The 13092-nt window shown below is 45.7% G+C and carries 13 protein-coding genes; 4 read left to right on the plus strand and 9 right to left on the minus strand.

The features are described from left to right. Positions 1–266: 266 nt before the first annotated feature. The 3 genes from NDI34_RS25655 to NDI34_RS25665 form a co-directional block, all read right to left on the minus strand. Positions 267–620, minus strand: coding sequence for a DUF1257 domain-containing protein (locus NDI34_RS25655; protein WP_190415354.1), 354 nt, complete (start codon positions 618–620; stop codon positions 267–269). Positions 621–764: 144 nt separating this feature from the next. Continuing rightward, positions 765–2276, minus strand: a complete 1512-nt coding sequence (locus NDI34_RS25660; protein WP_190415355.1) for an AAA family ATPase — start codon at positions 2274–2276, stop codon at positions 765–767. A gap of 104 nt (positions 2277–2380) precedes the next feature. Beyond that, on the minus strand, positions 2381–2728 hold the full coding sequence (locus tag NDI34_RS25665; protein ID WP_190415708.1) for a hypothetical protein: 348 nt from the start codon (positions 2726–2728) through the stop codon (positions 2381–2383). Positions 2729–2912: 184 nt separating this feature from the next. Here NDI34_RS25665 and NDI34_RS25670 point away from each other — a divergent pair, with 184 nt between their 5' ends. Both NDI34_RS25670 and NDI34_RS25675 read left to right on the plus strand, forming a co-directional pair. Beyond that, on the plus strand, positions 2913–3521 hold the full coding sequence (locus NDI34_RS25670; protein WP_348234230.1) for a hypothetical protein: 609 nt from the start codon (positions 2913–2915) through the stop codon (positions 3519–3521). 184 nt (positions 3522–3705) lie between these two features. After that, positions 3706–4383 (plus strand): response regulator transcription factor, encoded by a 678-nt coding sequence (locus NDI34_RS25675; RefSeq protein WP_348234231.1) that lies wholly within the window; start codon positions 3706–3708, stop codon positions 4381–4383. A 34-nt stretch (positions 4384–4417) separates the two neighbouring features. Here NDI34_RS25675 and NDI34_RS25680 read toward each other — a convergent pair whose 3' ends face one another. Beyond that, on the minus strand, positions 4418–4624 hold the full coding sequence (locus NDI34_RS25680) for a hypothetical protein (protein ID WP_190415360.1): 207 nt from the start codon (positions 4622–4624) through the stop codon (positions 4418–4420). 471 nt (positions 4625–5095) lie between these two features. Between NDI34_RS25680 and NDI34_RS25685 the strand changes: the two genes are divergently transcribed. Then, positions 5096–5572 (plus strand): peptidoglycan-binding protein, encoded by a 477-nt coding sequence (locus tag NDI34_RS25685; RefSeq protein ID WP_348234232.1) that lies wholly within the window; start codon positions 5096–5098, stop codon positions 5570–5572. A gap of 111 nt (positions 5573–5683) precedes the next feature. Here NDI34_RS25685 and NDI34_RS25690 read toward each other — a convergent pair whose 3' ends face one another. Both NDI34_RS25690 and NDI34_RS25695 read right to left on the minus strand, forming a co-directional pair. Continuing rightward, a complete protein-coding gene (locus NDI34_RS25690; RefSeq protein ID WP_348234233.1) occupies positions 5684–7891 on the minus strand; it encodes a PAS domain-containing protein in 2208 nt (735 codons plus the stop codon). 674 nt (positions 7892–8565) lie between these two features. Continuing rightward, on the minus strand, positions 8566–11244 hold the full coding sequence (locus NDI34_RS25695; protein WP_348234234.1) for a GAF domain-containing protein: 2679 nt from the start codon (positions 11242–11244) through the stop codon (positions 8566–8568). Between the two features lie 97 nt (positions 11245–11341). On the opposite strand from NDI34_RS25695, the gene NDI34_RS25700 reads away from it, so the two are divergent. Next, positions 11342–12076: a hypothetical protein gene (locus NDI34_RS25700; RefSeq protein ID WP_339380557.1), complete on the plus strand. Its 735-nt coding sequence runs from the start codon at positions 11342–11344 to the stop codon at positions 12074–12076. Positions 12077–12260: 184 nt separating this feature from the next. Here NDI34_RS25700 and NDI34_RS25705 read toward each other — a convergent pair whose 3' ends face one another. The 3 genes from NDI34_RS25705 to NDI34_RS25715 are packed head-to-tail and all read right to left on the minus strand — an operon-like array spanning position 12261 to position 13047. Further along, a complete protein-coding gene (locus NDI34_RS25705; protein ID WP_190690326.1) occupies positions 12261–12626 on the minus strand; it encodes a hypothetical protein in 366 nt (121 codons plus the stop codon). Beyond that, entirely contained in the window at positions 12626–12832 is a 207-nt protein-coding gene (locus NDI34_RS25710; RefSeq protein WP_190690322.1) for a hypothetical protein, read from the minus strand. Before NDI34_RS25710 ends, NDI34_RS25705 begins: the two co-directional genes overlap by 1 nt. A gap of 8 nt (positions 12833–12840) precedes the next feature. Continuing rightward, the gene (locus NDI34_RS25715; RefSeq protein WP_190690319.1) at positions 12841–13047 is read right to left on the minus strand and encodes a hypothetical protein; all 207 of its coding nucleotides are present in this window, start codon (positions 13045–13047) and stop codon (positions 12841–12843) included. Between the last annotated feature and the right edge of the window lie 45 nt (positions 13048–13092).

The raw sequence follows: 13092 nt of genomic DNA on the forward strand, positions 1-13092 counted from the left end.
AGCTCCGTATACGGCATACCAACTCCCCAGTGTCTTGATGCTGATCTACTCCCTTATTGTGCAATCTCGATTATGAACTGGCACACTACTTGACCATTCATGCAGGAGGTCTATTTTACTGCTGAGGCGCGACGCGATCGCATCGCTCCGCTATTCTGTCATTACTCCCATAAAAAAATTACCCAGCTCTAGTTAGAGCTGGGTGATAGGAAAAACGGGCTAACCTAAAGTTGATTAACCCGATAGCTTGGGAACGCGCACACAAATTACTTTTGCACAACCAACTTGACGTTGGCATTTTGCAGACCGCGTTGCTTGACTTCAGCCAAGGTCTTGTTCACGGCATACTTCTGATTAATCGAGTTAATCAGTTCGGTTTGGTTGTGCTTCTTGGCGACGCCCCACAGGTCAGCAATCAGGTCGAAAGAACCGTCGCTGTTGCGAGACCAACCGAGGTCATACTCGCCTTCCAGAACTGCAACGATGTCAGAACGAACCCGCTGACCGTTATAACCCCGAACATCTGCTTCGGTCTTAACACTGATACCCAGGTCGCGGAGAGAAGCTTTCAGGATTTCGGCATCGGTGATTTTGGTACGCAGAGTGCTAAAGTGAGACATTTGGATTTCCTCCAGTAGAGAGTTAAGAGAAACGACAACTTGTGGATGTGAGTCTGCCGCCTGGACACATTACTGGGCGGCTTTTTTTGTCAAACTGCTAGCAAACTGCTAGCCTTTCCTCCTGTTGGGAGCAGGAGAAAGCTTTTAGAACTCCAGTCGCTGATACTCGGCGACGGAGGACGCAGCAGGTCGCGCTCGCTGTCTGGCCCAGTCCCTCAGGGCCGTTACCTGCTCGTTCATGGTTCGGGAAAGCGGCAGAGTAGCTTTTATTGCCGCGATGATATCAAGCTGGGTAAATTCTCGGTCTTGGGCAAAAGCTTCGTACATTGCCGCGACCAATCCCTGCTCAATTTCTGCCCCGGAAAATCCATCGGATACCTTAGCCAGCTGGTCGAGGTCAAAACGAGAAATGTCTCGCTTCCGCTTGCTAAGGTGAATATTGAAAATCTCTTTGCGTTCTTCCGCAGTCGGCAAGTCTACAAAGAAAATCTCGTCGAAGCGTCCTTTGCGGAGAAACTCACCCGGTAGACGTTCAACCCGGTTGGCAGTTGCCATCACGAACACCGGAGACGTTTTTTCTTGTAACCAGGTAAGGAAAGAACCAAAGATGCGGCTGGAAGTACCCCCGTCTGAGTCAGCAGACCCAGAAGTACCGGCAAATGCTTTATCCAGTTCATCAATAAAGAGAATCGCTGGGGAAATTGATTCAGCCGTTTTCAGGGCATTCCGCAAGTTAGCTTCTGAGCGCCCCACCATTGAGCCGTCGTACACTCGGCCCATATCTAGGCGCAGAAGTGGCAGACTCCAGAGGCGGGCAGTGGTTTTGGCAATGAGAGATTTGCCACATCCCGGTACCCCTAGGATTAACATCCCTTTGGGTTGGGGCAGACCGTATTCCCTTGCTTTCTCTGTAAAAGCATTGGAACGTTGTCTCAGCCATCGCTTTAGCTCTTCTAAACCGCCAACCGAATCAATGGTTTCATCTTCTTCGATAAATTCCAAGATGCCGTTGCGGCGGATTAGCTGCTTTTTCTCAGAAAGAATAATATCGACTTCTGTTTCCGTCAGACGCCCGGTTTTGACGAAAGCTTTCCGATAAACTTTTTCGGCTTCATCCCGCGTCAGACCCAAGGTTGCTTTTAGCAGTTTTTCCCGAACTTCAGTTGTGGTGCGGCGAGAACGGGTTTGCTCTAACTGGCTAGATAGCACTTGGTTCAGTTCTGCCAAATCTGGCAAAGGATAGTCTAGAACGACGACTTCCTTTTCCAGCTCAATGGGGATTTGCTGAACGGGTGACATGAGAATGATAATTTTCTGTGTCCCTTTGAAGCTGGCGATCGCATCCCGCAGCCACCGCGTTGTTGCCGGTGAGTCAATAAAAGGGTGTAAGTCTTTAAAAATAAAGATACCAGGCTCTCTTTGGCGTACTACCCATTCAATCGCTGCCTCTGGGGAGACGGTGTTGTGCTGGGTAATATGGCGGGGTTGACCGTACTCGACTATGCCGTGGGTGACAGTCCAAATGTAGACGCGCCGAGCCAGGGATTTTGTCTGAGCAATATTGGCAATTGTTCGCTCCGCCCGCTCTTCTTCGGAAGTTACTAGGTAGATGAGGGGGTATTGAGCCTGAACCAGAATATCTAGCTCTTCTTTCATATCTATCGACCCATTAGAGACGGCACAACCACTAGCCAAACATTTATCAACCGCAACCAACGTGAGCAAGCGAGGAATTCAAGCAGTCTGGAGGATTTGGAACTTTAACAGGGAACCAATGCCTCTTCTCCCTGAGAATCCGTGCCGAGTTCACCTCTGGCATTTTCAAGGGTAGTCAGCTCTTCAGCGATTACACCTGGTTGATTATCCAGGGAAACCATTTCTCCATCTCGCAGTACCACAGAGCTAGTACACTCCGGACAGGAATAGACTCGATGAGTCCTTCCCTGGATTGCTTCTACCTCATCAACCACTTCTGGGTTAGCCAAGTAGAAGACGATCGCTCTTTCGACAATTGTTGACATGGGTTCCGTGTCAACAGCTGAGCGAATTTTGAGCTGGCGATGGAGACCTGGAGGAAGATACAACGTAACCTTTTGCTTGTCTTGCATATAACTTTTCAGTTGTTCTACCCGGGTATATTTCACAGGTTATCTGCCTTATTCCGGGCTGTCAAGACATCATGCCAGCATGACGGCAATATTGTTACATTGCTTAACAGTTTCCGGCAGAGTCGGACGAACTGGCGTAAGGAATATAAGCAAGCAGAACGGAGATAGGTTTCGGCGGTGTCCATTGCTAAATAACCTTCCCAGAGGGGTCCGGCGTCCTAGATCGGTTGTTAGAAGTCAGAGAGTCGAAGCTTGTTGCAACTGGCGTGTTGTTGTTTATGCGATCGCACTCTGTGTAATGCTGTGGAGTTGTCGCGCCTCGGATACCCAGTCGCCAACCTGGAAAACGTATAGAAATCCGCGTTATAGCTTCGAGTTTCCTTATCCCAGTAACTGGATTGCTGCGCCAATGCCAGACAATCGGGATGGAAGAGCTTTTAGAGATCCTCAAGACCCAGAGGTGGAAATATTAGGAGTGGCAGGCGATCGCTTGCCAGAAATTGAACTTGCGCCATCAGGGCAAAAAACTCCCCATCAATTCACGCAGAAGAACTTTACTACCCAACAAGGAGTTACCGGAAAACTTTATGTAGAACTACGTTCAGATATCAGTTTGATGCGATTGACACTGATTCAGGGAAGGATACGCTACTACTGGCAGGGGCGATCGCCCTCTAAACAATTTCCCAATTATTATCGCTTCTTCTATTATGTTGCCGGACAATACCGCATCCCCTTGCAACTGGAAGGAAGAGAGGGAGAGAGGTTAAAAGAGGGAGATTCCAGGCAGTAATCAGCGCGAAATCCTATAAAACCTCAAAATTCTCTAAAAATATAGGGCTTTGGCAATTTTTAATTTTAACTTTTACTTTTAAAATTCCGGAAGGGATTAGGATTGGTCTGAGGAAATCCGCTTTATCCGAATTACCTGCCAATCCGCGTGGTTTTACCATAAGTGTAAAGTGCCATTTAATTCCATGCCCTCCGAAACAGAATCACCCCAGAATCTACCAACCGAGTCAAAGCCATTGCGAGTTTTGATTGTAGAAGACGATCCCATGATGCAGTTGGGTTTGGAGCAGTCATTAGCCGCTCATCCGCAGTTCACGATTGTCGGACAAGCCGAAGATGGCTATTTAGGCGTTGAAGCTGCTCTTAAACTGAAACCGGATCTGGTGGTTATGGATATTGGTCTGCCAAGACTAGATGGAATTGCCGCCACTCAGCAAATCAAGGCAGCGCTTCCTAATATCCGGGTAGTGGTATTGACCTCCCATACAACAGAAACCGAGATTATTGCCGCCCTTTCTAGTGGTGCGGATGCTTACTGCATCAAAGGTGCCAGTGTAGAACGCTTGCTCTCTGCGATCGCTGCCGCCCAAGAAGGTGCTACCTACCTCGATCCGCAAATTGCACGACGAGTAATTGACCATCTTAAACCGCCTTCAGTGACCGGCACTGTTTCGACGCTATCGCAGCGCGAGTTAGAGGTATTGAAATTAATGGTAGAAGGCAAAAGCAATCCGGAGATTGCTGCCGCCCTCTACCTCAGCCCCAACACGGTCAAAACCCATGTCCGTGGCATCATGAACAAGCTGTCTGTCGATGACCGGGTTCAGGCAGCTGTCGTCGCGCTTCGTTCTGGACTGGTGTAAACCAAATTCTGTAGGAATGCGATTCATTGTATTTCTACAGAAATGTCCGACGCTCCAAGTGATAAAGTTGTGCAATTTGATGTCTACTTTCCGTAAACTGTGCTGACTGTTGGTGCGTCGAAACCTGTAGTTTTGGCTCAATTAAAGACTGTCTGCTAGTCAGACGGGGAGTTTTTGTAATCGCCTCCGGGTGAATTAAAATAAACCCCATGCGTCGAGCGTATAAGTAGAATGACAACATGACCATGCACCCTTGAATTCAGTGTCAGGTCTCAGGTTAAGACGATTAGAAGCGATCGCACTTCATCCCCTTGTCTCACCCAACTGGGTGAACATCAATTCTGTCTTAAGCTAGATGAAAGATTGCCAAGGCTAAGCAAATTAACTCACGAGTCTTTAGTTTAATCGTGTCCAGCTACTTAGATGGTCAACAACACTTTAAAAAAAATCCTATCTATACAATTCAACTGTTTAAAAAACAGTAGTTATCAAAATAATATGATTTATTTTATCTACCTCATGCTCTTGATTCACCCAAATGGATGATTTCGAGAAATGCCAAGCATTAGCACTTAAATAAAAGCTTTTTTAAAAGGTGGTAAGAATCAATATCATCCAAAAGAATGAGCTAGTTGGGTGAAGTGGAAGCTGAGAGCTAAACATTACCTTAGTAAGTGTAAGGAACACCAAATCACTTCAAGGAACACTAACCATGCAAGCTCCAATTAATACTCAAGCAAATGCTAACATCCAGACCAACAAACCTGTACTTCAGCGCGGTTCCCAAGGAGCATCGGTTGAGGAACTACAAAGACTTTTAACTCACTGGGGAAGTTATAACGGTGACATTGATGGAATCTTCGATATCGTAGTTGAAAATGCAGTGAAATCTTACCAGCACCGCGTCTTTTTGAAAGAAGATGGCATCGTAGGAAATCTGACTTGGCAGGCTCTTTACAAGGGTGCGCCCGTCAATATGCCAGTACTGCAAAAAGGTAGCAAAGGTCAAATCGTAGTCACGCTTCAGCGTCTTTTACAGACAACTGGCGATTTTACTGCTGCAACTAGCCCGAACTTCGGCTCAGCAACAGATGCAGCGGTACGATCTTTCCAAAAACGTTCTGGTTTAATAGCGGATGGAATTGTTGGCGATCGCACTTGGCACGCTTTGAGTAAGATTCCTCACTAAAGAAGGAATGTCACTCTCTTGACGCCTCTCCGTGAACGGAGAGGCGTCAATAAATTTTTCTATAAGGTTGATGAATTAACCGGATTCGATATAACTTCAAAGACTAAAAGGCTAAGAAGCAACCCGATTTAGAGGTAATGTAAACCACAAGGTTGTCCCTAATCCAGGACTGCTATTCGCTCCAATTTCCCCGCCGTGGGCTGTGATAATTTGCTTGCAAAGATACAATTTTAAACCAGTGCCAGTCGAGCAACTGGATCTCGGATCTCGGATATAAAGATCGAATAAGCGATCGCACTCTTGTTGGCTCATCCCGATACCGTTATCCTGAACCGTGCAGCGCAGTCTTTGAGACTCAACGGTGGTGCTCAGATGTAGGCTCAGTTTGGGGGGATTATGCTTCAAAATATGGTTGAATAAGTTTTCTAAAACTCGCTGTAACTGAGCTGGATCGACCATGACCAAGGGTAAATCAGCGGAAACAAGATTCGTTAGTGTCGCTTGATTTTGCGACAGCGTTGGCTCTAAGCCTTGGAGAATCTTTGCAAACAGAGTCTTTATTTGAATAGGCTCGCAGTGGAGGATAATGCCCTCTTCCTCGCTAGAATGAGTTTCTAACAAGGAATTAATCATTCCCAATTGCCGCTCGTTCCCTTGAATCATGCGTTCGACAATTGAACGAGAAAGGGTAATTTTTTCCGCTGGCTGATTGAGCAAATTTTTTAGCACCATTACAGTTCCAATTACCGAAGTCCGGAGTTCGTGGGAAACTGTATGTAAAACAACGTCCTTGAGTTGGTTCATTTCTTGGAGTTCTGCCACTACCTGCTGTAATTGGGCAGTGCGCTCCTCGACAGTGCGCTCTAGACAGGTATTCAGAGTGGATACTTGTTCGTAAAGTTGTGCTTGTTGGATAGCGATCGCGACTTGGGTTGCTAGCGAACAGAGCAATTCAATTTCAAACTGCTGCCAATGACGCGATCCGCTGCATTGATTGGCGATCAACATTCCAAAAAACTCGTTTCCCACCAGAATAGGAACGCATAAACTGGCTTTAATTTGATATTGAGCGTAGTAGGCAGTATGAAAGCGAGATTTAACGACTTTCTCGGTATCATCAATTGCCTGAACCTGACCTTGTTTAAAGAAAGATTTAAGTTCTCTGAGGTAACGGTCACTTGTCACCCAGCCGAGAATCGATCGACAATCCGGTGCCACCGATTCTGCTACAACTTTGCCTTGAGAATTGGCATCTAAGTGAGCAATAAAAACCCGGTCAGCTTGCAGAAATTGCCGAACTTCCTGAACGGTGTTGTTGAGAATTTGATCGAGGTCCAGCGATCGCCGAATTCTCAGCGCAATCTCTCCTAGTAAGCGAGCCGCACTCAGAGCGCAGATGCTAGCGCGATCGCGTTCTCCCGCAGCCCGGAGTTGGACTTCCGCCTCCTTTCGCTTGGTGATATCGAGAATATATCCTTCGTAGTGGGTGATGTTCCCTTGGTCATTGCGGACAACGCTGGTGAATTCATAAACCCATCGCACCTCCCCATCAGAGCGAATCAGGCGATAGTCCTGTTCCTGAAAATTTAAGCCAGCCGCATCATACGCTTGAGTCTGAGCCTCAACTTGAGCTAAGTCATCGGGATGAATAACGCTACCATACGTCACCCTGCCACTCATGAAGTCATCCGGTTGATAACCCCACTGACTGATATTGGGCGAGACATATTCCACGGGTCGATTTTCTTGGGCAACCCAGCGGAAGACCGTAACCGGCCCTCTGATAAATAATCTGCGTTCTCGCTCTAGTGCTGCTTCGGCTCGCTTGCGTTCTGTCACTTCCATCAGCAAGCCATCCCAGAGAATATCACCGTTTGCCTGCTTTTCCGGACGAGAGGCGCATTGTACCCACTTAATTTTGCCAGTCGGCGTGACGATACGGCCTTCCCAAGCCCAAGGTTGCAGCGTGGCGGCAGAAATATCTACAGATTCTTCATACCCTTTGACATCATCGGGATGAATTAAATCCTTAAGCAGTTGAAAATTCGCCTGAATATTTTCTGGTTCTAACTCAAACAATTCTTGGTACCCGGAACTGGCACAGACGATGGACTCACGACCATCCGGGCACCGCAGGTACTGGTAAATCATGCCCGGTATGTTGGCAACCATTCTTTGAAATTTCGACTCTTGCTGTCTTAGCTTGTCTGTCGTTTTCTGAATCGTTTTAATCTCGCCGTCAGCCAGAATTTGTTTAAGCTTTTCAAAGGCGGCTTCGTCCCGACAACACTCCTGGATGGCTTCTAGATATTCAGGCATTAGCAATTACTTCACTTCTTTTTAACTCAACCATTTTTCAACAATTTCACCAGATTAACAGGCTGAAAGCCCTGAAAAATGAAGTCCGAAGTGTGAAAAGCTACGCTTTGGGGTAACTTTCAACTTTTCTGGTTTTTCATTTTTTTATAGCCTTCATCCTTTAGTATTCCCACCCCTGCTTCAAAAATGCAGTCCATAGGTGATTGTAAGAAAACTGGCACAGAAAATGTAAAGCCTAATCTCTTTCTTCTATCAAAAGTAATATTTTTTTTGCCACGATAACAAGCAAAACTTGATTTTCATTGATTTTCAATTATTTTCACCGATTGAGCGATCGCTCAAAGGTTTATTTTCTAATTTAAGAGGGAGCGATACATTTAACTTTCTTCTAGCGAATCACCCAATCGGGTGATTTTTAACCATGCTTTAGTTATTGGTTAGTAGCCATCGCTAAGGATGCACCAGGATTCATTTATCTGACATCTTTATCTAGTCAGCATAGGAATCTAGTCAGCATAAGAGTCCTATTATTGTGTTTCTCGGTTGGATTGAAGACGAAATACCCAACTTCTCTAAGAAGTTGGGTATCTAAAGGGCTAGCATCTTATAAATTCAATCAGATTGGTCTAGTAAGCAGGCATAAAACAGCTCTTAGACTAATAACATCTTTCTGTTTATGGTGACATTGCAAAAGGTAAAGTAAACCAGAAGGTTGCACCAGCTTTTGGAGAACTAGTCACGCCAATTTTGCCACCGTGAGCTTGTACAATCTGCTGACAAAGATATAATCCCAAACCAATACCCGTTGAGCGTCGTGCTTGCGAACCACGGGCATAAAGTTCAAAGGCGCGATCGCATTGTTCTGGATTCATCCCAACACCGTTATCTTCAATAGTGCAGCGAATTGTCTGTTCTTCAACGGTCGCCTTAAGAATCATCCTGAGTCCGGGTGGGTTATGGTTAAAAGCATTCGTGAGTAGATTTTCAAACACACGCCGCAGCTGAAGCGGATCGGCGTTCACTGTGGGCAGTTCAGAAGGAATTTGATCGATCAGAATTGCCTGATTTTTGACACACAACAGCTCAAAATCCTCAACAATCTCTTGAATGAGAGAGTTAAGTTGAACTGGTTCGCGCTGCAAGACAAAACCTCGCACTTCGCTGGTGTGAACTTCTAACAAGGAGTTAATCAAGCGGAGTTGGCGATCGCTACTTTGAATCATCCGCTCTAAAATTGAGCGAGAAACTGGAATTGTCTTTTGTTCGTTGCCATTGGCTGTTAACAAATTCTGCAACACCAGTAACCAGCCGGTGAGCGGCGTCCGCAGATCGTGGGAAACGGCATGGAGGAAGACATCCTTCAGTTCATATAGTTCTTGAACTTCCTGGATTTTTTGCTCTAGTTGAGCGGTACGTTCCCGAACTTGGCATTCTAAGTTGGTATTGAGTTCCTGTACTTGTTGGAAGAGGCAAGATTGCTGAATGGCGATCGCAACTTGGGTTCCTAATTGCTCCAGCAAATCAATCTCGATCGGCTCCCAGCGCCTTGCTCCACTGCATTGATTAACAATTAATGCACCCAATAGCCGATCGCCTTTCACGCGAATTGGAACAGCCACGGCGGCTTTGACGTGATAATCGCGGTAATAGGATGCGATCGCTGGGTGAACGGTCGCTTGAGTTGTATCCTCAACGACTCGAACCTGATTTGCCTCAAACAAGGTTCGCATCTCCTCCAGGGAACTTCGATCGTCAAGTACCCAGTTCATAATCGGCGGGTAATTGGGTTCTACCGATTCAGCCATTACCCTGCCTTTTCCCGTCGTGTCGGAAGCGATAAAGACGCGGTCGGCTTTCAGAAACGACCGGACTTCTGCCACGGTAGTGTTAAAAATTTCGTCCAAATCCAGCGATTTGCGGATTCGCAGCGCCATTTCTGCCAACAAGCGATCGCGTTCTTGCACCAAGCGCTGCCTCATTTCCGCCTGCTTGCGTTCAGTGATATCGTTCCCAATTGTCAGCAAACACGGCTCACCCTCCAAGTTGATGATTTCTGCACAGAAAAGCCCTATTATTACCTTTCCAGACTTGTTGCGAAACTCGCATTCCTGGTTGCGGACAGCACCTTCTTCCTGTACCTGCTGGATAACTTTGAGGCGGTCTTCTGGATTCACCCAGATATTTAATTCCAATGTCGTATGACCAATAATTTCATGGCGTTGGAAACCGGAAAGATTGAGGAAACTTTCGTTGACATCAATGTATCGTCCCTCTTTGAGGGTGGTAATCGTTATTGAGTCAGGACTGGAACGAAAAGCGGATGCGAACTTCTCCTCTGAACTTCGCAGCGCCTCCTCAGCCCGCTTTCGGTCGGTAATATCCATTACCAACCCATCCCAGAGAATATCGCCATTGAGTTGCTTCTCTGGTCGAGAAGCGCATTGAATCCACTTAATTTTGCCGCTGGGAGTCTGAATCCGACCTTCCCATTTACAAGGTTGCTGTGTCACAGCCGAAACTGCGATGGATTGTTCATAAGCCTCGCGGTCGTCGGGATAAATTAACTCCTTGCCACAATTTGCCTGAATCGCCTCCGGCTCTAATTCAAACAGTTCGCGGCAACCGGAACTGGCATAGGGGACAGCCTGGGAACCATCCGAACGCTGAAGGAACTGAAAAATCATCCCCGGTACGTTAGCGGTAATTTGTTGCAGCCGTAATTCGCTCTGCCGTAGAGTTTCAGTCGTTTGCTGATGAGCGATCGCTTTCCCGAAACTTGCTGCCATCGTTATCAAACAAGCTTCCTCATCCTTTGACCACTGGCGAGCGTAGCGGCGATCGTCAAAGCCAATTAAACCCCAAAGTTTTCCATTGCAAGAAATTGGGACAACTAATATAGAGGAAATTTGCTTGTTTGCCAAAACGTCCCGTTCGCCATTTGGAAGTTCGCGAATTAAACCCCGAACTGCCTTCCCAGCTTGCAAATCTTCGTACCACCGACTGATGCGACAAGCCGCTAATGCCTGGTTGTGTAAATTGGGATTGTGAATTTGAGGTGTTACAAACTCTTTTGTCCATTCAAATCGGTGGCTAAAGGCTAATTCACGGGTTTCTGGATGAGGATGAATCTCAAAAATATAAGCTCGATCCACCCCCGTTACTCTGCCTAGAGTTGCTAAAGCTTGATTCACGCCGACTGCAAAATCGCGATTCGTCAGCAGTTGGTGAGTCGCTTCCGCCACACTTTGTAGGAGATTAGAGCAATACATGGGGCTAGTTTTCGCATACAGTCTAGTGGAAACACGCTCTTCTGGATAGGGAATTTTTTGACTCTGACTTATGGTTTTGTTCACTCTTTAACCCTTTTGTTCGATTGCAGTGGAGGCTTTCATCCTTCGCGCCGATAAAAGTCTTTTGATGGGTTGAAAGCCAAAGGCAGTAGTCAGAAGAATGAATTTTCCAGAAGCATCATTAAAAATGATGAATTGGGAACAAATTCATCATCTAATCTTCAAGATTTATCTTTCCGATTTCCGAAAAAATACGGATCTATCACCCGATCGGGTTAACCAATCTGTAGGAGGGCGATCGCGCCTGCGCCAAGCGATCCTATTTATAGAGGCTCTTCACTTGAGACGCTGGCAGGCACTTCAAATGGCACTAACGACTTTAATTCCCCAAAAACTCCTCTCCAAAATTCCCCCTTTTCAACCCGTACAATTCGCGACCACTTTAGGAATTTTGTCTGCGTTGCTGCTGAATACATCTACTTCGACGTTAGCTCAGCCAGCATCCGATGTGTCTTCAGAACAACCCAACCAGCAATTGACTGTAGAACAGCAATCAGGAACGTGTCCCGCATCAGTCGGACTTTGGACAGTCTTGTTACCTTCTGAAGGTGCTGCCGATCATACAGTTGTCGCTGACACGAAAGCGATCGCTAGTAATGGGAAAATTTCATCTTCAGGCAATACGTTTGTGGAATATGAAGCTCCACTACAAGAAGCTTATGCCTCCTGTGTTGGTCAGGCAAGTTCTCCAGATTTACACTCCTACAGCTTCGAGTTTCGCAATGGCAAAGTCTATTTTCGCGTGAATCTCGATTGGGTTCCTGGCTATACGAAGATTGTTTCTAAAACCGTGGCATCTGGGCGTCCTTTCGTGCATTGGCAAGCCAGCGAATAAAGTCGTGTAAAATCGCTCAAAATCGTTTTATTTATCAGCTTTTGAAATATCGCTCGTCTTTGTGAAATCGAGGAGTAATCAGTGCCAGTTACGTGCCTTTGCGACTGGAGATTAATAATAAAGCGCTCGCTTCTTGTCTAATAGGAAGCGAGTGCACGTTTTTTTGCGTATTTTTGATACTAATTTATACTCTTTGAAGATACTGATACTTTTCGTTTTCCACACACTTTCGTAATTCTTGCAGCTTCCTCAAACGGTAAGTTGCATTTTGATACTCTTGTTTTGAAGGAGAATCTCCAAGCTGATTGAGTACGGCATCACTTTCCTGACTAATTGCCTCAAGTAAAAAAATTCTTAGCTTCTTGCGATTCTCTTTACCTAACTGAAGTACACGTAAGTTTTCCTCTTCTCCTTCTATCTGTATTTTTCTTATTACAGATGTACCTATTTTAGAAAAATCAGATTTTGCTAACCACTCGTAACTGTCTTCTGATACTTCTACAGTGTACGGTGGATAACCATTTTTTGGATAGAAGCTGATATCTAACATTAGCCTTCCTCCTGAGCCTCTGACTCCATAAACTCCTTCTCTGGAAAATTCTCAGCCCAAGCTATACCTGCATTATCAAACAATTCTTTAGCTTTAGCAGAAATTGTTCCTGTAGTAAGAACCCCAATAACAGTTTGTTTGTCGATCATTTTCTGGGCTTCCCCTGGATAGATATTCTTTTTTGTCTTAATTTCTATATGTGGCATGAACCTACCTAACTATTATACTCACTTTGAATCTGGCGGATTATTTCTTTTACTCGTGGAACCTCATCAGGATTAATAAGCAAAATATCTCCCTTTGAGTCATTCCCCGTCGTTCTTTGGGCTAAAATCCCTTCTTCTTTTAACTTATCAATAACCCACCCAATAAAATTTCTGTGTACTGTAAGCTTGTAGATCATCTTGTCCTCGTCAGTCATTAGATAGCTCCTTGTATGTCTCCGCTAAATGTTGACGGGTTGAAA

The organism is Trichocoleus sp. DQ-U1, assembly GCF_039961925.1.
Classification (GTDB): domain Bacteria; phylum Cyanobacteriota; class Cyanobacteriia; order Cyanobacteriales; family FACHB-T130; genus FACHB-T130.